The sequence below is a fragment of the Pseudomonas sp. SM4 genome (genome assembly GCF_051913165.1).
In the GTDB taxonomy this organism is placed as follows: Bacteria; Pseudomonadota; Gammaproteobacteria; order Pseudomonadales; family Pseudomonadaceae; genus Aquipseudomonas.
The window spans coordinates 1-24228 of sequence record NZ_JBODOE010000004.1 but is presented as its reverse complement, the minus strand read 5'-3'; the positions used below and the strand labels follow the sequence as shown (position 1 = coordinate 24228).

The window sequence follows — 24228 nt, the reverse complement described above, 5'->3', positions numbered from 1 at the left end:
TGGTTTTTAACAAGGATCGAACCATGAGCGAAGAAAAACCGCGCAAACGCCGTGGCGCCGGACGCGTGACCCTGAATGTGGTGGCGCGCGAGGCCGGGGTTTCCGCGATCACCGTGTCGCGGTATTTCAATCAGCCCGAACAGGTTTCGCCCGAGCGTCGCGAGCGGATTGCGGCGGTGGTAGCAGAGTTGGGTTATGTACCGAATCTGGTAGCTGGCGGGCTGGCCTCGGCGCGGGGGAAAATCGTCGGCATGGTGATTCCGAACATTTCCGGGCCGATCTTCGCCAACACCATTCAAGGCTTCAGCGACACGCTCAGTCGTTATGGTTATCAGCTGTTGCTGGCGTCGAGTTACTTCAGCACCGAGCAGGAAGAAAATGCCGTGCGCGCGTTTCTCGGCTGGGCGCCGGCGGCGCTGGTATTGACCAGCCATTTTCACAGCGCGGGCACGGAAAAAATGATCGCCGAGGCGGATATTCCGGTGATTGAAACCTGGGATTACCAACCGGATCGCGAGCCGATGCAGATCGGTTTTTCGCATTTCCAGGTGGGCGTGACGGCGGCGAAGTATCTGCTGGGAAAAGGCTATCGACGCATTGCGTTCGTGCAGAACAGCGCAACGGGAGACTTCAGCGCCCTGGAGCGCCGCGACGGTTACGCGGCGACCTTGCGAGAGTCCGGCCTGGAGCCGTGGGTGTTCGCCCCTGACGCTGACCGCGCACCATTCGAGGCCGGCAAGCAGGCGATGGACGCCTTGATGAACACCTCACCGCGCCCGGACGCAATCATCTTCGCCAACGACAACCTCGCCGCCGGCGGCCTGCTCGCCGGGCAACGCGCCGGTATGAAAATCCCCGAAGACTGCGCCGTTCTCGGCTTTGGCGACTACCCGTTCGCCGAGATGCTGCTGCCCAGCCTGAGCACCATCAAACCACCGGCGCTGGAGATTGGCGTACTGGCCGCAACGCGCGTTTTGGAAAGTCTCGGTGTATTACCAAGCGACGAGGTGCAGCGGCTGAATCTGCTGCAGTGCCAAGTCATCGAACGCGAAAGCACCTGATGAATATGGCGGGGACTGGATTGGCTATGCTTTATATGACACCGAGGTAGCCCCATCGCGGGCAAGCCCGCTCCCACAGGGTTCTGCGTCGTTCACAAATTTTGTGTCCAACCCCGAAACCTGTGGGAGCGGGCTTGCCCGCGATGGCGGCCGATCAGGCACCGCACATCCCGCAGGCACCACAATGCACACCGCCATCATCATTTTCTTCGGCCTGGTCCTGCTCGCCCTCATGCTGTACATCGGCGAGCACATCGGTTTCAGCCGGCAGACCATGGCCTACAGCTTCGCCGCCCTGTGGCTGGCGTTGACGGTGATTAATGGCGCGGTGGGTGTGGTGCATGCGAAGCAACCGCTGGGTTCGGAAATAGCGATTGGCAGTGCGGTGTTCGGCGTGCCGCTGGCGGCGATGGTGTTGTTCATGGTGCTGAGCGCCGAGTCCTGAAAAGACCCGGCGCTCAGGTGCCAATTAACGCACCAGATGCAGGAACTGCATGTGGCGTTCGTACTGGTCGAGGATGTCGTTGATGATCTGCTCTTTGGTGTAGCCGACCAGATCGTAGTCCTGACTGCCCTCGCTCAAATGCACTTCGGCGCGGTAGTAGCGGCGATTGTTGAGCTGCTTCGAGCCCATCCCGCCACGCGCGAACGACGGCGTGAAGTAGCCGCGCATTTGCACCTGATAGATGAACGGATGCGCATCACCGTGGCCGATTTCCAGGCTGACGCTGTCATTCGCCGGATCCGGCTGGGTGACCACGTTCAGGCCTTTCTCGACGAACACCGCCGTCACTTCTTCAATCGCCGGACGCACCGTGGTGTCCATGAAACGGTACACCTCGTCGCGCGACGGGAAGTGCACAGCCTGACTCAAGCGCTGACGCCAGCCGCCCGTGCCACGCCGCGATCCCGAAACCGGCGCCAGCGAATGCAACTGCGCGATCTGCTTCTGCGACTCGAGATAGAACGCCTTGTGCAGGCCCCACATCATCAACAACAGAATCAGCGAGAACGGCAACGACGTCAGCACCACCGCTGACTTCAGTGCATCGATGCTGCCGGAGAACAGCAGCGCACTGGTGATCAGCGCGGTCATCGCACCCCAAAACACCCGCAGCCATTTCGGCCCGTCTTCGTCCGGGTTGCCACCCTTGGCCGACAGGGTCGAGAGCACCACGGTGCCGGAATCGGCAGAGGTGACGAAGAACACAAAGCTGATAAACACCGTCACGGCGATGACGGTTTTGCTCCATGGATAAGTTTCCAGCAGCAGGTAAATACTCATCGACGGATTGTCGAGGGCCGACATGCCCAGCGCGCTCATGCCGTGGTTGAGCACCTGATCGATGGCGCTGTTGCCGAAGATCGACATCCACGCGAGGGTGAAACCGAGCGGAATCAACAGCACACCGAAGACGAATTCACGGATGGTGCGGCCACGGGAAATCCGTGCGATGAACAGGCCCACAAACGGCGACCATGCAATCCACCAGGCCCAGTAGAACACCGTCCAGCCGCCGAGCCAGTCGCTCGGTTTGTCGTAGGCGTAGAGGTCGAAACTCTTCATCGGCAAGGCGCCGAGGTAGTCGCCGATGTTCTGGATCAAAGTGTTGAGCAAGTGCTGGGTAGGCCCGGCAAACAACACGAACAGCAGCAGTGCACAGGCCAGCAGCATGTTGATGTCGGACATCACCCGCACACCTTTATCGACGCCGGAGACCGCCACGATGATCGCCGCGCCCATCATCAGCGTGATCAGGCCGACCTGAATCCATTGGGTGTGAGCGATGCCGAACAGGTAGTCGAGACCGGAGTTGAGGTGCAGCACGCCGAAGCCCATGTCGGCACCGAGGCCGAACACCGTGGCGATGATGCCGAAGCCGTCGACCGCGTAACCGATCGGGCCGTTGATGCGTTTGCCGATCAGCGGATACAGCGCCGAGCGCAGCGCCAGCGGCAGGTTGTGGCGGTAAGCGAAGTAGGCCAGCGCCATGCCGACGAAGGCGAACACGCCCCAGCCATGCAGGCCCCAGTGCAGAAACAGAACCTGCATTGCCTGACGCGCCGCATCCGCCGTGCCGGCCTCGCCTTGCGGCGGTTGCAACATGTGGGTCAGCGGTTCCGAGACGCAAAAGAAGAACAGCGTGATGCTGATCCCGGCGGCGAACAGCATGCCGGCCCAGGACAGGTAACTGAATTCGGGTTCGTCGTGGTCGGCACCGAGTTTTATCTTGCCGTAGCCGGATAAGGCGGTGACCACCACGAAGACCAGATACAGGGTCATCGCGAGCATGTAGTACCAGCCGACCGTGTTGGCCGCCCAGTTTTGCGCTTCCAGCAGCCAGGCGCCGGCCTGTTCAGGCATGGCGATAACGACGAGACCAAACAGCAGAATGACCGTCGCGGCGAAGTAGAACACCGGCGGATTCATGCGCACCAGACCGCTGGCGGGGGTAGACGATGCACTCATGAAACGTGCACCTCGAGGGGTTGAAACGTGGCTGAAATGATCGGACTCAGCAAAGGCAAGCCTCCTGTTGTGAGCGGGCAGCGAACCACCGGTTTAACTTGAATGAACGTTCAAGTTAAACATGGATAGGGTGGTAAGGACTAATCGCAGGGCTGGGCGGTAGTTTTCCTACAGTAGCCCAAGGAGGTGTATGACGCGGGTTTGGAGGAATTCGTTCAACAGCAACATGGCCTTATGCCCATACCTGTAGGAGCTGCCGAAGGCTGCGATCTTTTGCTGTGGTTTTTGTAGATCAAAAGATCGCAGCCTGCGGCAGCTCCTACATGGGATCTTACTTTTGCGTGCCGTCATCGTGCTGCAGGTTGGCCTGGGTCAGATTGCATCCGGCCGGCACGCTGCGCGTCAGCCACACGTTGCCGCCAATGGTCGAACCCTTACCGATGGTGATGCGTCCGAGAATCGTCGCCCCGGCGTAAATCACCACATCATCTTCCACGATCGGATGACGCGGATGGCCCTTCTGCAACTGACCGTCTTCATCTGCCGGGAAGCGTTTGGCACCCAACGTCACCGCCTGATAAATCCGCACGCGCTCGCCAATGATCGCGGTTTCACCAATCACCACACCGGTACCGTGATCGATAAAGAAGCTACGGCCGATCTGCGCCCCCGGGTGAATATCAATCCCGGTCGCCGAATGGGCGATTTCCGCACTGATCCGTGCCAGCAACGGCAGCCCGGCGCGATACAAATGGTGCGCCAGACGATGGTGAATCACCGCCAGAATCCCCGGATAGCACAGCAACACCTCATCAACGCTGCGCGCCGCCGGATCACCGTGGTAGGCCGCGAGCACATCGGTATCGAGCAGCGTGCGCAAGCCCGGCAAGGCCAGGGCAAAATCCTGGACGATTTGAATCGCGCGGGCCTCGACCTCAGTGTCGGCCTGCGCGCTGTGGCGGGCGACGTAGCGCAGCTCCAGACGGGTTTGTGCCAACAAGGCATTCAGGGCGACATCGAGGGTGTGGCCGACGTAGAAATCTTCACTTTCTTCACGCAGATCCACCGGGCCCAACCGCATCGGGAATAGCGCACCACACAGCGCTTCAAGAATCTCCGCCATCGCCGCCCGCGACGGCAACTCGCGACCACCCTGCTCGCCGGACGCCCGGCCGTTCTGTGCCCGCCACTGATCCCGCGCGCTGCGCAGTTGACTGACGATGGTCTGCAATTGCCAATGGCTGGAACGCTCGCTCACGGTAAAGACTCCTCACGGGCGGCCGGACTGTCTGGCCGCGTCAACGGCGACTACTTTACGGCATGCTCATGAGGGCGAATTAAGAACCGATAGTGCTGGGCTCAGTTCATTTGGCTATAAGCGATTCGCGGTTGCCCCTGCAAAAGCGCGTGCCTATAGTCCTTTCATCTTTCTCCGCCAGTACGGACTCATGATCAAGAATCAGCTGGAACGCTTTAACCGTCTCGACCTGCTCGGCCATCCGACGCCGCTGGAAAAACTCGAACGCCTGTCCACATGGCTAGGCCGCGAGGTGTACATCAAACGCGATGACCTGACGCCGCTGGCGATGGGTGGCAACAAGTTGCGCAAACTCGAATACCTCGCCGCCGATGCCTTGGCACAAGGCGCCGATACGCTGATCACCGCCGGCGCGCTGCAATCGAACCACGTTCGCCAAACGGCTGCGCTGGCCGCCAAACTCGGGCTCGGTTGTGTGGCGTTGCTGGAAAATCCGCTGGGCACCGACGACAGCAACTACACCGGCAACGGCAACCGCCTGCTGCTGGATCTGTTCGACACCAAGGTCGAGCTGGTCGACAACCTCGACAACGCTGATGAACAACTGGCCGCCCTCGCCGTGCGTTTGCGCAGCAATGGCAAGAAACCGTATCTGGTGCCAATTGGCGGCTCAAATGCGCTCGGTGCGCTGGGTTATGTGCGCGCAGGCCTGGAACTGGCCGAGCAGATCAAAGACACCGGCCTGAATTTCGCCGCCGTGGTGTTGGCCTCGGGCAGTGCCGGGACGCACAGCGGTCTGGCCCTGGCGTTGAGCGAAGTGCTGCCGCAATTGCCGGTGATCGGCGTGACGGTTTCGCGCAGTGAAGAAGATCAACGGCCGAAGGTGCAGGGCCTGGCGGAACGCACCGCGGAGCTGCTCGGCGTCGAACTGCCGACCAGTTTCAAGGTCGAGTTGTGGGACGAATATTTTGGTCCGCGTTATGGCGAGCCGAATGCCGGGACGTTGGCAGCGGTGAAGTTGCTGGCGAGTCAGGAGGCGGTGTTGCTTGATCCGGTTTATACCGGCAAGGCGATGGCGGGGTTGCTGGATGGGATTGGTCGTCAGCGTTTTGATGAAGGGCCGATCATCTTTTTGCACACCGGTGGCGCGCCGGCGTTGTTTGCCTACACGGAGTTTCTGTAACGAGATCGTTCCCCACGCTCTGCGTGGGAATGCAGCCTGGGACGCTCCGCGTCCCTTTTAGAGCTGGAACGCGGAGCGTCCCCAGAGGCATTCCCACGCAGAGCGTGGGTACGATCAATATTCAAATAAGATCTAACAAATTAAATATTAAGTATTTTCAAGTCTAACGCAGACATCTTATAGTCTCGCCGCAGGCGAATTTCGCGCAAGACGCATAAGCTGCTTTAGGGCACGATAACGCAGGCGCACGAATCACCCATTCGCCAACTTTCCTTTAGCGTCTTCCATAAGAAAACACAGGGGCTCGTCATGAATTTTTCCGCACTACGTCGCAATCTGCTGGTGGGTTCACTGGGCCTGGCGCTGAGCGCCGGCCTGATCGGCCAGGCAGTCGCCGGTGAGCAGCTGCAACAGATCAAGGACAAAGGCGTTATCAACGTCGGCCTGGAAGGCACTTACCCTCCATTCAGCTTCGTCGATGCCGACGGCAAACTGTCCGGTTTCGAAGTCGAGCTCTCCGAAGCAATCGCGCAAAAACTCGGCGTCAAAGCCAAGATTCAGCCGACCAAGTGGGACGGCATTCTCGCCGCGCTGGAATCCAAGCGTCTGGACGTCGTAGTCAACCAGGTGACCATCTCCGACGAGCGCAAAAAGAAGTATGACTTCTCCGAGCCGTACACCGTTTCCGGGATTCAGGCACTGGTGCTGAAGAGCAAAGAGTCCGCACTGAACATCAAGACCGCCAATGACCTGTCCGGCAAGAAAGTCGGTGTCGGCCTGGGCACCAACTACGAACAATGGGTCCGCGCCAACGTGCCAGGCGCTGACGTGCGCACCTACGATGATGATCCGACCAAGTTCGCCGACCTCAACAACGGTCGCACCGACGCCATCCTGATCGACCGTCTGGCCGCGCTGGAATACGCCAAGAAAGCCCCGAAAACCGTAGCCGCCGGTGAAGCCTTCTCCCGTCAAGAAGCCGGTGTTGCCCTGCGTAAAGGTGAGCCGGAACTGCTGGCTGCCGTGAACAAGGCCATCGACGAACTGCGTGCAGACGGCACGTTGAAGAAGCTGTCCGAGAAGTACTTCAACGCAGACGTCACTAAATAATGGAAGTTGGATTTCAATTCGAAGCGCACTTCCCGCAGTTGAGCCAGCAACTCGCCGAAACATCGGCGCTGTTGCTGGACTCCGCGCCCTTTCTGCTCAAGGGCGCGTACTACACGGTAGTCCTCAGCCTCGGCGGGATGTTCTTCGGCTTGCTGCTGGGCTTCGGCCTGGCGTTGATGCGCCTGTCGCGCTTCAAATCAGTGAGCTGGCTGGCGCGCGTCTACGTGTCGTTCTTTCGCGGGACGCCGTTGCTGGTGCAGTTGTTCGTGATCTATTACGGCTTCCCGCAACTGGGAATCGAACTGGATCCGTTACCAGCAGCGCTGATCGGCTTCTCGCTGAACATGGCTGCTTATGCCTGTGAAATTCTGCGCGCTGCGATCGGTTCGATCGAACGTGGCCAGTGGGAAGCCGCTGCGAGCATCGGCATGACCCGTGCGCAAACCCTGCGCCGGGCCATCCTGCCGCAAGCGATGCGCACGGCGTTGCCGCCGTTGGGCAACAGCTTCATTTCGCTGGTCAAGGACACGGCACTCGCCGCCACCATTCAGGTGCCGGAGCTGTTCCGTCAGGCCCAGTTGATTACCGCCCGGACTTTCGAAGTCTTCACCATGTATCTTGCCGCCGCGCTGATCTACTGGATTCTGGCCACGGTGCTTTCGCACTTCCAGAACAAGTTGGAAGAGCGGGTCAATCGGCACGACCAGGAGTCCTGACGATGATTGTCGTGGAAAAACTGACCAAGCAATTCAAGGGTCAGGTCGTGCTCAACGGCATCGACCTGGAAGTCAAGGAAGGCGAAGTCGTCGCGATCATCGGCCCCAGCGGTTCGGGGAAAACGACGTTCCTGCGCTGCCTGAATTTCCTTGAACAACCCACCAGCGGCCGGATCAAGGTCGGCGATATCGAGATCGATACCAGTCGCCCGTTGAACCAGCAGCAAGCGCTGGTACGCAACCTGCGCCAACACGTCGGTTTCGTGTTCCAGAACTTCAACCTGTTCCCCCATCGCACCGCGCTTGAGAACGTCATCGAAGGCCCGATCGTGGTCAAGAAGATGGCGCGCGAAAAAGCCATTGCCCTGGGTAAAGCGCTGATGGCCAAGGTCGGGCTGGCGGGCAAAGAAGACGCCTATCCGCGTCGTCTCTCCGGCGGTCAGCAACAGCGTGTGGCGATTGCCCGGGCGTTGGCGATGGAACCGGAAGTGATCCTGTTTGACGAGCCGACTTCGGCCCTCGACCCGGAATTGGTCGGCGAAGTGCTGGCGACCATTCGTGGTCTCGCCGAAGAAAAACGCACCATGGTCATCGTCACTCACGAAATGGGTTTTGCCCGCGACGTGGCCAACCGTGTGGTGTTTTTCGACAAAGGCGTGATCGTCGAACAAGGTGAGGCCAAAGCGTTGTTTGCCAACCCGAAAGAAGAGCGTACACAACAGTTTCTCAGCAAGTTCCTGAATCACGCCTGAGAACTTTTATCTGTACCCGCCACCAACTTCCACGGATGGAAGTTAGGCGATTTATAAAGTCCCCGCCCCTCACAAACACCATCCCAGCCAATAACGCGCGGCACATACATATGTTCTGCAACAGATATAACTCACTTTAATTTAGTGACGCACTATCGAACGGTGTGCAAATGGCTGTGCATTGCACGTGATAAAAAATCGCTAAAACTGTAGCCTGTTTCGCCAGCACACCTAGGCAGACTGCCTCATCACTGTAGGAAGCTTCTGATTAAACTGTAATTCCCGGATTAACTAACTCCCTCTATTGACTCCCCTCTCCGCTTCTTCTTATCTAGTCGCCAACCGGCGCACTTAATTAACTCAACAGTCTTTTGATAACAGCAAAACGCATTGTTTTATTGCCTGTTAATTCACGCCTTTTGTTTTTTCAGAAACGGACTTCGTTGCAACGCTTCAAGGAGAGAAACCGATGACTCGCACTTCGCATACCCTCGAGCTGGCAGCGCCGACCCTGGCGCCCGCACAACAAACCGGCATCAACCTGGCAGCGGCGGCGCACCTGCTGGTCGATGTGCCGCCCTATCCCGGTATGGACACGGGGGATCTGATCGAGCTGTTCTGGAACAACTGCTACGTCGCCTCGCAAGTATTGACCGCCGAGGACGTCGACCTGGCGGTGAGCCTGCGCGTCCCGGAAAGCTTCGTCATCAGCGGCTCGGCACGCGTTCACTATCGAGTGATGCAGGTCGGCCACGGTCCGGCACTCTCGGCAGCGACGCGCGTACAGATCAAACTCGACTGCCCCGGCGGGCAGCCCTCGGCGCTGTGCGAAGACGAAAACCAACAACTGGCACCTGTGACTTTGCCCGAGACCATTCGCCGTCAGGGCGTGAATCCGAACCAGATCAAACGCGGCGTACCGCTGACCATCGAGCCATACCTGAACATGGCCGAAGACGACGCCATCACCTTGCGCTGGGGCGATGTGCGCATGGATCTGGCGCCGCTGACGGCAACAGATGTCGGCTTGCCGATTCAGGTCTGGGTGCCGCCAGCGGTGATTGTCGAAGCGGGCGAAGACCTGCGGCTGGACGTGACCTATTGCGTGATTGATCGGGTCGGCAATAACTCACGCTGGGCGCCGCCACGGGCATTGAAGATTGGATGCGCGAATCCTTATCTGAAAGTGCCGCTGAGGCCGGAGTTCAAGGCCGCCGAATCCCGCAAATATTGACTTCACTCCCCTGTGGCGAGGGGATTTATCCCCGCTCGGCTGCGAAGCAGTCGTAAACCCATAACACGCGGTGTATTTGATGCACCGCGTTGTCTGATTTTGGGGCCGCTTCGCAGCCCAACGGGGATAAATCCCCTCGCCACAGGGATCGCATTGGCGCTTACAAATATTGTTAACCAACCCGACCATCACCCCTTCTATGCATATTCCTAAAAGTTAGTTTATTTAATATTTATACACGCTTAGGGTATATGAACCGGACCACCGGACATTCTTTCGTTCGTCGCACTTTTGCGGCGTTTTTCATGAGATGTGAGGTAGGTAGTATGGTCCGGAACACAATCACCCCAGTGCAGATCGCCAGGGCATTGCGTGCAGCCAAGGAGCGGCACTGATGTCCAGTCTGGCAGACGCAAACGTCCAGTCGGATCTGGACATCGCCCCGTTATTGTTGCCCGCGCAGGTTTTGCGCAACGACGCCCAAGCCATCAAGGCTGCACATGAACTGGCGCAAGTCGCCCGCCTGCAGGCCGCCAAACGCGACCGTCAGCGCAAGCTGCCGTGGTCGGAAATCGAGCAGTTCACCCGCAGTGGTTTAGGCAGCATCGCCATCCCGCGTGAATACGGCGGCCCGCAGGTTTCGTTCGTGACGCTGGCCGAAGTGTTCGCGATCATTTCCGCCGCCGACCCGGCGCTGGGGCAGATCCCGCAGAACCAGTTCGGCATCATCAATCTGGTGCTCGGCAGCGCCACCGAAGAGCAGAAAAAGCAGCTGTTCCAGAGCGTTCTGGAAGGCTGGCGCATCGGCAATGCCGGCCCGGAACGCGGCACCAAAAACACTCTGGAATTGAAAGCGCGGATCACCGCTGACGGCGATGATTACGTGATCAATGGCCAGAAGTTTTACTCCACTGGCGCACTGTTCGCGCACTGGGTCGCAGTCAAAGCGCTCAACGATGACGGCAAGCAAGTGCTGGCCTTCGTCCGTCGCGGCACCCCGGGTTTGCGCATCGTCGATGACTGGTCGGGTTTCGGCCAGCGCACCACCGCCAGCGGCACGATTTTGCTGAACAACGTTCGGGTCGAATCGAGCCTGGTCGTCGACAACTGGAAGATCAACGAAATCCCGAACACCCAAGGCGCGGTGTCGCAGCTGATTCAGGCAGCGATCGACGCCGGCATCGCCCGTGGCGCCATCGATGACGCCATCGAGTTCGTCAAAACTCGCGCCCGGCCATGGATCGATGCCAAGGTCGAGCGGGCCAGCGATGACCTCTACGTGATCGCCGACATCGGCAAACTGAAAATCGAACTGCACGCCGCCGAAGCGCTGCTGCGCACGGCCGGCAAAGTCCTTGATCAGGTGCACGCAGCGCCGCTCACCGCCGAATCCGCCGCGCGCGCTTCGATTGCCGTGGCCGAAGCGAAAGTGCTGACCACCGAGATTTCCTTACTCGCCAGCGAAAAACTGTTCGAACTGGCCGGCAGCCGCGCGACCCTCGCCGAATTCAACCTCGACCGTCACTGGCGCAACGCCCGCGTGCACACGCTGCACGACCCGGTGCGCTGGAAATATCACGCGGTCGGCGCCTATCGCCTCAACGGTACTTTGCCGGCTCGCCATTCCTGGATCTGACGACCAGACATCTGGAGAAAAAAGCATGACTCTTTCCCATCACGTCGCGGTCATCACCAGCGATGAGCAAGCCCTGATTGTCGCCAGCGACCTGGCCGAAGATTTCAAACGCGACAGCGCCGTGCGCGACCGCGAACGACGCCTGCCACTGCCGGAACTCGACGTGTTTTCCCGCTCGGGCCTATGGGGCATCAGCGTGCCGAAGGAATACGGCGGCGCTGGCGTGTCCAACGTCACCCTGGCCAAAGTCATCGCCCTGATCGCTCAGGCTGATGGTTCGCTCGGGCAGATTCCACAGAACCATTTTTATGCGCTGGAAGTGCTGCGCGTGAACGGCAGCCACGCGCAAAAACAACGGCTGTACGCCGAAGTACTCGCCGGCCAGCGCTTCGGTAATGCGCTGGCGGAACTGGGCACCAAAACCGCTCACGACCGCGTCACCAGCCTCAAGCGCGACGGCGACGGTTATCGCATCAACGGTCGCAAGTTCTATGCGACCGGCGCGATTTACGCGCAGCGCATTCCGACCTCGGTTGTTGATGAAAACGGCGTGCAGCAACTGGCCTTCGTCCCGCGCGACAGCCAAGGCCTGACCGTGATCGACGATTGGAGCGGCTTCGGCCAGCGCACCACCGGCAGCGGTTCGGTGGTGTTCGAAGACGTCTACGTTGCGGCTGAAGACGTGTTGCCATTCCAAAGCGCGTTCGAACGCCCGACCACGGTTGGCCCGTTGGCGCAGATCCTTCACGCCGCCATCGACACCGGCATCGCCCGCGCTGCTTACGAAGACGCCCTGCATTTTGTGCGCAGCAAAACCCGGCCATGGATCGACTCCGGCAACGACAAAGCCACAGAAGATCCTCTGACACTGAAAAGCTTCGGCCAATTGAGCATTCGTCTGCACGCCACCGAAGCCTTACTCGAACGCGCTGGCGAATTTCTCGACGCTGCACAAGCCGAGAGCAATGCCGAAACTGTCGCTGCGGCATCGATTGCCGTCGCCGAAACCCGCGCGATCAGCACTGAAACTTCCCTAGCCGCCGGCAGCACATTATTCGAACTGGCCGGCAGCCAAGCCACACTGATCGAGCACGGTCTCGACCGTCACTGGCGCAACGCCCGCGTGCACACCTTGCACGATCCGGTGCGCTGGAAATATCACGCGGTGGGCAATTATTACCTCAACGATGAAAACCCTCCGCTGCGAGGGACGATCTGATGAGCGCGGCGAAAAAGAAGATCCTGCTCAACGCGTTCAACATGAACTGCATTGGCCATATCAATCACGGTTTGTGGACGCATCCGCGCGACACCTCAACGCGCTACAACACCATTGAATATTGGACTGAACTGGCGCAATTGCTGGAGCGCGGGTTGTTCGACGGGTTGTTCATCGCCGACATCGTCGGCGTGTACGACGTCTATCAGAACTCGGTCGATGTGCCGCTGAAAGAGTCGATCCAGTTGCCGGTCAACGACCCGCTGCTGCTGGTTTCAGCCATGGCCGCCGTGACCAAAAACCTCGGCTTCGGCCTCACCGCCAACCTCACCTACGAGCCGCCGTATCTGTTCGCCCGGCGCATGTCGACGCTCGATCATCTGAGTCGCGGACGCGTGGGCTGGAACATCGTCACCGGTTATCTGGACAGCGCCGCGAAAGCCATGGGCCTCAGCGAACAAGTCGAGCATGACCGTCGTTACGATCAGGCCGATGAGTACCTGGAAGTGCTCTACAAACTCTGGGAAGGCAGCTGGGAAAACGGCGCGGTGCTCAACGATCGCGAACAGCGGATCTACGCGCAGCCGGAGAAAGTGCACAAAGTCGAGCACAAGGGCGAGTTCTATCAGGTCGAGGGTTATCACCTCTGCGAGCCGTCGCCGCAGCGCACGCCGGTGCTGTTTCAGGCCGGCAGTTCCGATCGCGGTTTGCTCTTCGCCGGGCGTCATGCCGAGTGCGTGTTCATCAGCGGCCAGAACAAACCGTCGACCAAGGTTCAGGTCGACAAGGTGCGCGCCAGCGCGGTTGAAGCGGGGCGCAATCCTGAGGACATCAAGGTGTTCATGGGCCTCAACGTCATCGTCGGCGCGACTGAAGAAGCGGCGTGGGCCAAGCACGCCGAGTACCTGAGTTACGCCAGTGCCGAGTCCGGTGTGGCGCATTTTTCCGCGTCGACCGGCATCGACTTTTCTCAGTACGAAATCGACGAACCGATCCAGTACGTGAAGAGCAACGCCATTCAATCGGCGACGAAAAATCTGCAGAACAACGACTGGACCCGGCGCAAGTTGCTCGACCAGCACGCCCTCGGTGGCCGCTACATCACCGTGGTCGGTTCGCCTGAGCAAGTGGCGGATGAGCTGGAGTCGTGGATCACCGAAACCGGTCTCGATGGTTTCAACCTGACGCGAATTGTCACGCCGGAAAGCTATGTCGATTTCATTGAGCTGGTGATTCCGGAGCTGCAGCGACGTGGCTCGTATAAGACCGCGTATGACAGCGGCAGCTTGCGCGAGAAGCTGTTTCACGGGGAGGCGCAGCTACCTGAGCAACACACCGGATCTTCGTACCGACGCTAAGAGCATCGCTGGCAAGCCAGCTCCCACAAGGTTCTGTGGCGTTCACAAAACCTGTGGGAGCTGGCTTGCCAGCGATGAAGCCGCAACAGACACCAAAAATTCATGCACTGACTGGAAAACCATCATGACCAAGAAAACCCTGTCCCACCCAGTCAAAGCACTGGCCCTGGCCCTCGGCCTGTTCAGCTCGGCGATTTTCGCCGCCGACGCGCCGCTGAAAATCGGCACCACCGCCGCCTTCGCCATCCCCCTGGAAGCCGCCGTCGAAGAGGCCTCCAAACAAGGCTTGAAAGTCGAGCTGGTGGAGTTCACCGACTGGATTGCACCGAACGTCAGCCTCGCCGCCGGCGACATCGATGTGAACTACTTTCAGCACATCCCGTTCCTCGAAAACGCCAAGGCTGCGTCAGGTTTCGACCTGGTGCCGTTCGCGCCGGGGATCATCAATAACGTCGGCCTCTACTCGAAAAAATACAAAAGCTTTGATGAGCTGCCAGAAGGCGCCAGCGTCGCCATCGCCAACGACCCGATCAACAGCGGCCGTGGTCTGCAATTGCTGGCCAAGGCCGGTTTGATCACGCTGAAACCGGGCGTCGGCTACAAGGCCACCGAAGACGACATCATCGCCAACCCGAAGAAAATCAAGATTCTGCAAGTCGAAGCCGTGCAACTGGTACGTGCCTATGACGACGCCGATCTGGTCCAGGGTTATCCGGCCTACATTCGCTTGGCGAAGACCTTCGACGCCGGTTCCGCGCTGCTCTTCGACGGCCTCGACCACAAGGAATACGTGATCCAGTTCGTCATCCAGCCGAAGAGCAAAACCGACCCGCGCCTGATCAAATTCGTCGATATCTACCAGCATTCGCCGGCCGTTCGTGCAGCGCTGGATAAGGCCCACGGCAAGCTGTATCAAGCCGGTTGGGAAAGCTGAGCATGACGGCCGCGATCCAACGGCGACTGGATATTCCAGAGCCACACAATGCTGAAAAAACCGAACTGCATCCAGAACTGAATCGCGCTCATGTGCGCTTCATCGGGCTGGGCAAAACCTACAACGGTCGACAAGGCCCGGTCGCCGCGTTGCAAGGCATTGATCTGGCGATTTCGCGCGGTGAAGTGTTCGGCATCATCGGCCGCAGTGGCGCCGGCAAGTCGTCGCTGATCCGCACGATCAATCGCCTGGAACAACCGACTTCGGGGCGGGTGCTGATTGATCAGATCGACATCGGCGAGTTCGATGAAGACCGCCTCGTGGCGCTGCGTCGACGCATCGGCATGATCTTCCAGCACTTCAATCTGATGTCGGCCAAGACCGTTTGGCAGAACGTCGAACTGCCGCTGAAAGTCGCGGGCGTGCCGAAAGAGCAGCGCGAGAAAAAAGTTCGCGAATTGCTCGAACTGGTCGGCCTGCAAGAAAAGCACAAAGCCTATCCGGCGCAGCTTTCCGGTGGGCAGAAACAGCGCGTCGGCATCGCCCGCGCATTGGTGCATGACCCGGATATCTTGCTCTGCGACGAGGCCACTTCGGCGCTCGACCCGGAGACCACCCAGTCGATCCTCAGCCTGCTGCGCGAGATCAACCAACGCCTGGGCCTGACCATCGTGCTGATCACTCACGAAATGGCGGTGATCCGCGAAATCTGTGACCGCGTCGTCGTGCTTGAGCATGGCCGCGTCGTCGAGCAAGGCCCGGTGTGGGAAGTGTTCGGCAATCCGCAGCACGAGGTCAGCCAGACCTTGCTCGCGCCGTTGCAGCACGCCTTGCCGGAAGAATTGCAGAGCCGTTTGCACCCGCAGCCGCCCTCCTCCGACGCAGCCGTGGTGCTGCGTTTGCAGTTCACCGGCAGCGCCAGCGACGAACCGGATCTGGCCGCGCTGTTCACCGCTCTCGGCGGCCGGGTGAAGTTGCTGCAGGGCGGCGTCGAACGGATTCAGGGGCACGCGCTGGGACAACTGCTGTTAGCCGTCAGCGGCTCAGCGTTAAGCGCCGAGCAATTGCGCGAGCGTGCCACGCCATGGGCGCAACGAGTGGAGGTATTGGGTTATGTGGCTTGATCGCTTGTGGCAGGGGTTTATCGACACGTTTCTGATGGTCGGTGTGTCGTCGCTGATCGCCCTGCTGGTGGGCATTCCGATGGCGGTGATTCTGGTCACCAGCGACAAGGGCGGGATCTACGAAGCGCCGGTGTTGAACCGCGCGCTGGGCGCGTTCGTGAACCTGTTTCGCTCGATCCCGTTTCTGATTCTGATGGTCGCGCTGATTCCGTTTACCCGGTTGATTGTCGGGACAACGTATGGCGTCTGGGCGGCCGTGGTGCCGCTGACGATCGCGGCGACGCCGTTCTTTGCGCGGATTGCCGAAGTGAGTCTGCGTGAGGTCGATCATGGTTTGATCGAGGCGGCGCAGGCGATGGGGTGCCGGCGTTGGCACATTGTCTGGCATGTGCTGTTGCCTGAGGCGCTGCCGGGGATTGTGGGCGGGTTCACCATCACGCTGGTGACGATGATCAACTCTTCGGCGATGGCCGGGGCGATCGGGGCTGGCGGGTTGGGGGATATCGCTTACCGCTACGGCTATCAGCGCTTTGACAGCCAGATCATGTTGACGGTGATCGTGTTGCTGGTGGCGTTGGTGGCGCTGATTCAGTTGGGTGGGGATCGCTTGGCGCGGGGGTTGAACAAGCGCTGAGGCAAGATCAAAAGATCGCAGCCTGCGGCAGCTCCTACATAGGCAACACATTCCAATGTAGGAGCTGCCGCAGGCTGCGATCTTTTCGCTTATAGTCGGCACATCTCTACCTGAACGTGCAGCCGACCATGAAGCAAACCCCCACCGACCTCGAGCAGATCACCGCCACCACCCTCGGCCATTACAACTCGGTGGCCGCAGACTTCCGTGAAGGCACCCGCGATCACGATGTCAGCCAGAACATCGATGCATTGTTGCGACATATTCAGGGCACGGCGCCGTTCACGATCCTGGATTTCGGTTGCGGCCCGGGCCGGGATTTGCAGACGTTCACGCGCATGGGTCACGTTGCGGTCGGGCTGGACGGTTCGCAGGAATTTGCGCGGATGGCGCGCGAGGACAGTGGCTGTGAGGTGTTGCAGCAGGATTTTCTTAAGCTGGATCTGCCGGCTGAACGCTTTGACGGGATTTTTGCCAATGCGGTGCTGTTTCATGTGCCGTTGCAGGAATTGCCGAGGGTGCTCAAGCAATTGCATGGCGCGTTGAAGACGGGTGGGGTGTTGTTCAGTTCGAATCCGCGTGGGGACAACCGTGAGGGCTGGAACGGGCCACGGTATGGCTCGTATCACGATCTGGAGGCGTGGCGCGGGTTGTTGACGGCGGCGGGGTTTGTCGAGCTGGAGCATTACTTCCGGCCGGCGGGGCTGCCGCGCGAGCAGCAGCCTTGGTTGGCCAGTGTCTGGCGGCGTGTGGGTTGAAGAGCAAAAGATCGCAGCCTGCGGCAGCTCCTACATGGGGTGATATGTAGGAACTGCCGCAGGCTGCGATCTTTTGCTTTTGCCTCAGGCCGCGTCTTTTTTCGGTTCGCGAATTTTGTACCAGGCCACATACAGCGCCGGCAGGAACAGCAGCGTCAGTAACGTCGCAATCACGATCCCGCCAATCATCGCGTAGGCCATCGGCCCCCAGAACACTTCCCGGGCAATCGGGATCATGCCCATGCTCGCCGCCGCAGCGGTCAGCAGAATCGGCCGGCGGCGGTGCTCGGTGGCTTCCACCACCGCGTCCCACGGTTCATAACCCTTCTTCTCGTACTCATCGATCTGCGTCACCAGAATCACCGAGTTACGGATGATGATGCCGATCAGCGCCAGAATCCCCAGAATCGCCACGAAGCCCATCGGCGTGCCCGTCGGCACCAGCGCCAGCACCACGCCGATCAGCCCTAGCGGCGCGACACTCGCGACGAGGAACATCTTCTGCACGCTGTGCAACTGGATCATCAGGAAGGTCGCCATCAGAAACAGCATCAACGGCAGCACCTTGGCAATCGGCCCCTGGGCCTTGCCGCTTTCCTCGACCGTACCGCCGGTGGCGACTTTGTAACCGACCGGCAGCTTGGCGGCGAAGGCGTCAATCGACGGCTTGAGGACTTTCACCAGGTCGGTCGGCTGGATTTCGTCACGCACCGAGGCCTTGATGGTGATGGTCGGCAACCGGTCGCGACGCCACACCAGCGGCTGCTCCAGTTCATAGCGCACGGTGGCGAATGCCAATAGCGGAATCGACGTGCCGCTCGGCGTGACGATCTGCAGATTCTGCAGGGTTTCCGGTGTACCGCGTTCGGAATCCACCGCGCGCCCGACCACATTGATCAGGTAGATGTCGTCATCGACCTGAGTCAACGGCGAGCCACTGACGATGCTGTTCATCAGGTTGGCGACGTCTTCGGACGACAACCCGAGCTGGCGCGCCTTGTCCTGTGCAATATCGATGCGCAGGACTTTGCCCGGCTCGTTCCAGTCGTAAATGATCTCGCCGATGTGCGAGTTCTTGTCCAGTTCGGTGGCGAGGTCGATGGCGTGCTTGCGCACTTGATCGATGTCCTTGCCGCTGACCCGGTACTGGATCGGACGCCCCACCGGTGGGCCCATTTCCAGCGCCTGAACGTAACTGCCGATGCCGACAAACTCCTTGTGCAGGCGCTCGCGCAGGCGTTGGCTCAAGGCCTCTCGGGCTTCGAAGTCCTTACTGACGATGACCAGTTGCGCGTAGTAAGGGTTTTGCAATTGCTGGTCGAGGGGCAGGTAGAAACGGATCGCGCCCTGACCGATGTAAGTGCTCCAGCGCACGATGTCCGGGTCACCCTTGAGGGTTTCTTCAAGCTTGTCGACAGCCTTGCGGGTCTCATCGATCGAGGCGTTTTGTGGCAGGTTCAGGTCGACCAGGATTTCCGGGCGGTCGGAAGATGGAAAGAACTGATTCTGTACAAAACGCATGCAGAAAATCGACAGCGCAAACAGCAGCACGGTAAAGCCGATTGCCCACCAGCGGTTGCGCATGGCCCACAGCAAACCGCCATTGAACGCACGCCCGACACGCCCCGGCTCGGCGGAATGGGGTTTCACGTTGGCACTGAGGATGTGCACACCAATCACCGGCGCAAAGAACACCGCCACCACCCACGACACGAGCATCGCCACAGCGATCACCGCAAACAGCGTGTAGGTGTACTCGCCGGCCGAGCTGGCGTTGAGGCCGATCGGCACAAAACCGGCGACGGTCACCAGCGTACCGGTGAGCATCGGGAACGCCGTCGAGGTGTAGGCGAACGTTGCCGCCTGCTCTTTGGTCTCGCCCATTTCCAGGCGCGTGACCATCATCTCCACGGTGATCATCGCGTCGTCCACCAGCAGGCCGAGGGCGATGATCAACGCGCCGAGGGAAATCCGCTGCATGGTGATGCCGCTGTATTCCATGTACACAAATACCATGGCCAGCACCAACGGGATCGAGCACGCCACCACCAGTCCGGCGCGCACGCCGAGGCTGATAAAGCTCACCACCAGTACGATGATTACTGCTTCGAACAGCGCGCTGGTGAAGCCGCCAACGGCTTCTTCGACCACCACGGCCTGATCGGAAACGGTGTGCACGCCAACACCGACCGGTAAATCGGCAGTGAGTTGGTCGATGCGTTCGTGCAACGCTTTACCGAACGCCTGCACGTTGCCGCCCTTCTGCATGGCAATGGCCAGGCCGATCGCCGGCTTGCCGTCGAAGCGAAACTCCGGTGTTGCCGGGTCGACGTAACCACGACTGATCTCAGCAATGTCGGCCAGACGATAAAAACGATCATTGAGCTTGAGATTGACCTCGGCGAGGTCCTTTTCCGAGGCGAACTGCCCCGAGGTGCGCACGGAAATCCGCTCGGGACCGGCCTCGATCACCCCGGCCGGGGTCACGGCGTTCTGCGATTGCAGGCTCTGCACCACCTGACGCTGATCGATGCCCAGCGCGGCGAGTTTGCGCGTGGAGAAGTTCAGGTAGATCACTTCGTCCTGCTGGCCGACCATTTCGATCTTGCCCAGCCCCGGCACGTTGCGGATCTCGGCTCGCGCCTGCTCCACATAGTCGCGCAGCTGGCGCATGGTCAGTCCGTCGGCGGTAAACGCATACACGGAACCGAAGACATCGCCGAACTCGTCGTTGAACCCCGGCCCCTGAATACCCTGAGGAAACTGCCCGCGAATGTCGTCAATCTTCTTGCGCACCTGGTACCAGATTTCCGGAATGTCCTTGGCGCTGGTGGTGTCGCGCAGGTACACGTACACCGTCGATTCGCCGGGGCGCGTGTAGCTTTTCACGTAGTCGAGGGAGTCGAGTTCTTCGAGTTTTTTCTCGATGCGATCGGTGACCTGCTTGAGGGTTTCTTCCTGGGTCGCGCCCGGCCATTTGGTCTGGATGACCATGGTCTTGATGGTGAACGAGGGGTCTTCTTCGCGTCCGAGGTTGAAGTACGAGAACACTCCCATGAGCAATCCGACGAACATCAGATACCAGACGAAAGACTGATGCTTGAGGGCCCATTCGGAGAGGTTGAAAGAGCCTTTCATTGACTGTCCTCGTCAAGTTTCACGGATTGTCCGGGTTTGAGACTGTTGACGCCGGCGCTGACCACACGCTCGCCGTTCTTCACCCCGCCGGCCAGCACCACGGTGCTGTCGGTGCGGCTGATGACGCTGACGTCGCGAGGGCTGACGGTTTTGTTTTGTGTGTCGATCACCCAGATGCGCGGCTTGCCGTCGACCTCCTGCAGCGCCGTGGCGGGCAATTCGATACGCGGTTTGATCGCCGAACTGAGGGTCACGCTGATCGCCGTGCCGAGACGGAAACCGTCCGGCGTATCCGCCAGGGTCAGCCGCGCGCGACGGGTGCGCGTGGCGCTCTGGGCCTGCGGTTCGATCTCGCGAATGACGGCGGTGGTGTTGATGCTCGGATCAAGTTGCGCCGCCACCGAAAACACCACGTCGCTGGGGATCTGATCGACCAGGGTGTCGGGCAGATCGATCACCGCCTCCTTGATGTCCGGTTGCGCCAGCGTCACCACTTGCTGGCCGGCGGTGACCACCTGCCCGGCTTCGGCATTCCATGCAGTGACCACGGCTTTATGGTCGGAACGCAGTTCGGTGTAGCCGAGTTGATCCTTGCTCTGATTGACCGCAGCGCGAGCCTGATCAAGTGAAGCCTGAGTGGTTTTCAGATCGGTATTGGCGACGTCCAGTTGCGCCTGCGCGCCAACACCGCGATCGAACAGCGCTTGCTGGCGACGAGCGTTTGCCTGAGCGTTGATCAATTGCGCCTGGATTTTCGCCAGGTCGCCCTGAGCCGAGCGCAACTGGTTCTGCTGATCCGACGGGTCGAGGGTGGCGAGCAACGTGCCCTTCTCGACCTCGGCACCGACATCGACATTACGGCTGGCGATACGGCCACCGACGCGGAATCCGGTGTTGCTTTCGTATCGGGCCTGAATGCTGCCGGCAAAGCGCCCGAGGCTTTCTTCGCTCAACGCTTCGACCGTCACCGACAACACCGGGCGAACCGGCTCGGGCGGCGGTTCTTTCTTCGAGCAAGCCGCCAGCAACACCGCCATGGGCAATAGCCAAAGACGCTTCATGGCTGGGCTCCCGGTTGCAGATCCTTGTAGGTGTTTTCGGCGATCTCGACTTTCATCCCCGGGTGCAACAATTGCCCGCCGGCGACGATGACTTTCTCGCCGCCCTTGAGGCCTTCGCTGATGATGACTTTGCCGGTCAGGTAGCGGCCGACCGTGACCGTGTGCAATTGCGCTTCGCCGTTGTCGTCGACCATCCACACTGCGGGGTCGCTGATGTTTTTGGTCAGTGCCGACCACGGCAACTCGACGGCTGATTTGCCGGTGCCCTTGGCGGTGGCGCTGACCACCGAACCGAGCTGCATGCCCGGCGGCAGTTTGTCGAGGGTGACTTTGACTTGCACGGTGCCCGATTGCGCGGATACCGCCGGGGTGACTTCACGCACGGTGCCAGTCGTTTTGATCTCGGGATTGTCGAGCAGGCTGACGGTGATCTTGTTATCCGTGGGACGCTCGGCAAGCAGCGACTCATAGACGTTGAACACCGCGTCGCGGTCGCCATCGCGGGCCAGACTGAAAATCGGCGCGGTGGCCTGCACCACTTGGCCAACTTCGGCCTGGCGCTCGGTGATCACGCCCGGCGCATCGGCGATCAGCGCGGTGTAGCTGAGTTGATCCTTGGCATTGGCCAGTTGCGCCTGCGCCGCGCTCAAGGCGCTCTGGCTGCTGCGCAAGGCGGCTTGCGCGGAATCGTATTCGCTCTGGCTGGTGTAGCCCTTGGGCAAAAGTTTTTGCTGACGGACGAACGCCGCTGCGCTCTGCTTCACCCGCGCCTGTTCGGCGACCACTTGGGCTTGAGCGGAATCGACGTTGGTCTGCAAGTCCTTGGGGTCGAGCTTGGCGAGTACCTGTTTGGCCGTGACCCGGTCGCCGACGTCGACCATGCGCTGGATGATCTTGCCGCCGACACGGAAGGACAATTCAGTTTGCACGCGTGCCTGCACATCACCGGTCAAGGTCACCGAAGCCGCGTAATCCGTAGGTTTGACTTCCTGTACGAAGACCCTCGGCAAGTATTCCTCAGGGGCTTTTTTCTCGCCGCAGGCGGTCAGCAGGGTGAACAGACTCAGCATGACCGCTGTTTTCAATCCGGGACTCACCATGCAGACTCCTTCCTGTGTACGAACGTGCAAGTGACGATACGACTGTGAGCTTAGAACAGGGTTCCGCCTTCGCCTGCGCGATCACAACATTTCCCTGTAGGAGCTGCCGCAGGCTGCAATCTTTATGATGTTGTTTGCAAAGATCAGAAGATCGCAGCCTGCGGCAGCTCCTACAATGGGCGTCCAGGAGAAGGATATTCATGCTCAAGACTCTGGCGGTGGCCAATTACCGCTCGATCAATAAATTGGTGATTGCGCTCGGCCGGTTGAACCTGATCACCGGCCCCAACGGCAGCGGCAAGTCCAACCTGTACCGGGCGTTGCGCCTGTTGGCGGAAACCGCGCAGGGCGGTGTGGTCAATGCGCTGGCCCGTGAGGGTGGCCTGGATTCGACGTTCTGGGCCGGGCCGCAAACCCTCAGCCGGCGCATGCGCAACGGTGAAGTGGCGATCGAGCCGACCGTGCGTCAAGGCGTGAAGCGCCTGCGCCTGGGCTTTGCCGGCGAGGACTTCAGTTACTCGATCGCCCTGGGTTTGCCCGAACCGAGCCGCTCGTTTTTTTCCCTCGACCCGGAAATCAAACGCGAATGCATCTGGGCCGGGCCTGTGTATCGCCCGGCCAGCCTGCTGGTGGATCGCAATGGCCCGATGATCCGGGCCCGTGAAGACCGCAGCTGGGACGTGCTGGCGCAGCACACGCCGAACTTCGACAGCCTGTTCGACCAGGTCGGCAGCCTGCGCAGCTCGCCGGAGGTGTTCCAGATGCGCGAATTCATCCGCCGCTGGCGCTTTTATGATCACTTTCGCAGCGATGCCGACGCACCGGTGCGCCAACCGCAACTGGGTACGCGCACGCCGGTGCTGCATCACGATGGCCGCGATCTGGCAGCGGCATTGCAGACCATCATCGAGATCGGCGATCCCGAGGCTTTGCAGAGCGCCATCGGCGACGCGTTCCCCGGCGCACGGCTGCGGATCGAGCCGTTGGCGGGAGGACGCTTTGCCATCGAGTTTTATCAGGAAGGATTGTTGCGGCCATTGTCGGCGGCGGAGTTGTCGGACGGGACGTTGCGCTATTTGCTGTTGGTCGCGGCATTGCTGACGCCACGACCGCCATCGCTGATGGTGTTGAACGAACCGGAAACCAGTCTGCACCCGGATCTGCTGCCGGCACTGGCGCGATTGATTATCCGTGCCTCGGAGCAGTGTCAGGTGTGGGTAGTGTCGCATGCACGGCGGTTGATATCGGCGTTGCAGGAAGATCCCGAGTGCAACTGCATCGTGCTGGAGAAAACCCTGGGCCAGACCGACATGGTTGGGCAGCGGGTGCTGGATGAGCCGGCGTGGCATTGGCCGGATTGATTGAACAGCCAAAAAGATCGCAGCCTGCTTTGGAATGCGTTCCTATGTAATTGTATGGACTCGCCCAAGCCGAGGCGTCTGTGCGCCACGGTGGCATTCTTATAGAAGCCAACGACAGCGA

Annotated in this window: 20 protein-coding genes; 15 read left to right on the top strand and 5 right to left on the bottom strand. The window is 60.1% G+C overall.

Translation table 11 applies throughout. The features are described from left to right. Positions 1–23: 23 nt before the first annotated feature. Together ACQ4MY_RS08455 and ACQ4MY_RS08450 are read left to right on the top strand one after the other, a co-directional pair. Positions 24–1061, top strand: coding sequence for a LacI family DNA-binding transcriptional regulator (locus tag ACQ4MY_RS08455; protein ID WP_440094786.1), 1038 nt, complete (start codon positions 24–26; stop codon positions 1059–1061). 184 nt (positions 1062–1245) lie between these two features. Further along, the gene (locus tag ACQ4MY_RS08450) at positions 1246–1506 is read left to right on the top strand and encodes a hypothetical protein (RefSeq protein ID WP_008083624.1); all 261 of its coding nucleotides are present in this window, start codon (positions 1246–1248) and stop codon (positions 1504–1506) included. A gap of 24 nt (positions 1507–1530) precedes the next feature. Here the strand turns inward: ACQ4MY_RS08450 and betT are convergent, their stop codons facing one another. Continuing rightward, on the bottom strand, positions 1531–3492 hold the full coding sequence (gene betT, locus ACQ4MY_RS08445) for a choline transporter BetT (RefSeq protein WP_172828122.1): 1962 nt from the start codon (positions 3490–3492) through the stop codon (positions 1531–1533). Between the two features lie 370 nt (positions 3493–3862). Next, on the bottom strand, positions 3863–4789 hold the full coding sequence (epsC, locus tag ACQ4MY_RS08440; RefSeq protein WP_016983653.1) for a serine O-acetyltransferase EpsC: 927 nt from the start codon (positions 4787–4789) through the stop codon (positions 3863–3865). Between the two features lie 190 nt (positions 4790–4979). Here epsC and ACQ4MY_RS08435 point away from each other — a divergent pair, with 190 nt between their 5' ends. From ACQ4MY_RS08435 to ACQ4MY_RS08380, 12 genes are all read left to right on the top strand, one after another. Next, entirely contained in the window at positions 4980–5972 is a 993-nt protein-coding gene (locus tag ACQ4MY_RS08435) for a D-cysteine desulfhydrase (protein WP_440094785.1), read from the top strand. Positions 5973–6281: 309 nt separating this feature from the next. Then, the gene (tcyJ, locus tag ACQ4MY_RS08430) at positions 6282–7082 is read left to right on the top strand and encodes a cystine ABC transporter substrate-binding protein (protein WP_008083615.1); all 801 of its coding nucleotides are present in this window, start codon (positions 6282–6284) and stop codon (positions 7080–7082) included. Continuing rightward, positions 7082–7798 (top strand): cystine ABC transporter permease, encoded by a 717-nt coding sequence (tcyL, locus tag ACQ4MY_RS08425; protein WP_008083614.1) that lies wholly within the window; start codon positions 7082–7084, stop codon positions 7796–7798. The genes tcyJ and tcyL overlap by 1 nt, the downstream gene beginning before the upstream one ends. A gap of 2 nt (positions 7799–7800) precedes the next feature. Continuing rightward, positions 7801–8550 carry an L-cystine ABC transporter ATP-binding protein TcyN gene (gene tcyN, locus ACQ4MY_RS08420; RefSeq protein WP_008083612.1) on the top strand — a complete coding sequence of 250 codons (750 nt, stop codon included), beginning with the start codon at positions 7801–7803 and terminating at the stop codon, positions 8548–8550. A gap of 469 nt (positions 8551–9019) precedes the next feature. Next, positions 9020–9784: a hypothetical protein gene (locus ACQ4MY_RS08415; RefSeq protein WP_440094784.1), complete on the top strand. Its 765-nt coding sequence runs from the start codon at positions 9020–9022 to the stop codon at positions 9782–9784. Positions 9785–10178: 394 nt separating this feature from the next. Further along, a complete protein-coding gene (locus tag ACQ4MY_RS08410; RefSeq protein ID WP_440094783.1) occupies positions 10179–11420 on the top strand; it encodes an SfnB family sulfur acquisition oxidoreductase in 1242 nt (413 codons plus the stop codon). A gap of 25 nt (positions 11421–11445) precedes the next feature. Further along, a complete protein-coding gene (locus ACQ4MY_RS08405) occupies positions 11446–12639 on the top strand; it encodes an SfnB family sulfur acquisition oxidoreductase (protein WP_440094782.1) in 1194 nt (397 codons plus the stop codon). Next, positions 12639–13997, top strand: coding sequence for an LLM class flavin-dependent oxidoreductase (locus ACQ4MY_RS08400; protein WP_440094781.1), 1359 nt, complete (start codon positions 12639–12641; stop codon positions 13995–13997). Before ACQ4MY_RS08405 ends, ACQ4MY_RS08400 begins: the two co-directional genes overlap by 1 nt. Before the next feature lie 124 nt (positions 13998–14121). Further along, a complete protein-coding gene (locus ACQ4MY_RS08395) occupies positions 14122–14931 on the top strand; it encodes a MetQ/NlpA family ABC transporter substrate-binding protein (RefSeq protein ID WP_440094780.1) in 810 nt (269 codons plus the stop codon). A 2-nt stretch (positions 14932–14933) separates the two neighbouring features. Beyond that, on the top strand, positions 14934–16055 hold the full coding sequence (locus ACQ4MY_RS08390) for a methionine ABC transporter ATP-binding protein (protein ID WP_440094779.1): 1122 nt from the start codon (positions 14934–14936) through the stop codon (positions 16053–16055). Next, on the top strand, positions 16045–16689 hold the full coding sequence (locus tag ACQ4MY_RS08385) for a methionine ABC transporter permease (protein ID WP_008083598.1): 645 nt from the start codon (positions 16045–16047) through the stop codon (positions 16687–16689). Before ACQ4MY_RS08390 ends, ACQ4MY_RS08385 begins: the two co-directional genes overlap by 11 nt. Before the next feature lie 128 nt (positions 16690–16817). Further along, a complete protein-coding gene (locus ACQ4MY_RS08380; RefSeq protein ID WP_440094778.1) occupies positions 16818–17447 on the top strand; it encodes a class I SAM-dependent methyltransferase in 630 nt (209 codons plus the stop codon). An 84-nt stretch (positions 17448–17531) separates the two neighbouring features. On the opposite strand, the gene ACQ4MY_RS08375 is transcribed toward ACQ4MY_RS08380, so the two are convergent. From ACQ4MY_RS08375 to ACQ4MY_RS08365, 3 genes are read right to left on the bottom strand one after another with little or no spacing between them, the layout of a single operon-like run. After that, positions 17532–20585, bottom strand: coding sequence for an efflux RND transporter permease subunit (locus tag ACQ4MY_RS08375; RefSeq protein WP_440094777.1), 3054 nt, complete (start codon positions 20583–20585; stop codon positions 17532–17534). Further along, on the bottom strand, positions 20582–21646 hold the full coding sequence (locus ACQ4MY_RS08370; protein ID WP_008083593.1) for an efflux RND transporter periplasmic adaptor subunit: 1065 nt from the start codon (positions 21644–21646) through the stop codon (positions 20582–20584). Before ACQ4MY_RS08370 ends, ACQ4MY_RS08375 begins: the two co-directional genes overlap by 4 nt. Beyond that, complete coding sequence (locus ACQ4MY_RS08365; RefSeq protein WP_008083590.1) at positions 21643–22746, bottom strand: efflux RND transporter periplasmic adaptor subunit; 1104 nt, start codon at positions 22744–22746, stop codon at positions 21643–21645. The genes ACQ4MY_RS08370 and ACQ4MY_RS08365 overlap by 4 nt, the downstream gene beginning before the upstream one ends. Before the next feature lie 200 nt (positions 22747–22946). On the opposite strand from ACQ4MY_RS08365, the gene ACQ4MY_RS08360 reads away from it, so the two are divergent. Beyond that, the gene (locus ACQ4MY_RS08360; RefSeq protein ID WP_440094776.1) at positions 22947–24107 is read left to right on the top strand and encodes an AAA family ATPase; all 1161 of its coding nucleotides are present in this window, start codon (positions 22947–22949) and stop codon (positions 24105–24107) included. Positions 24108–24228: the final 121 nt, after the last annotated feature.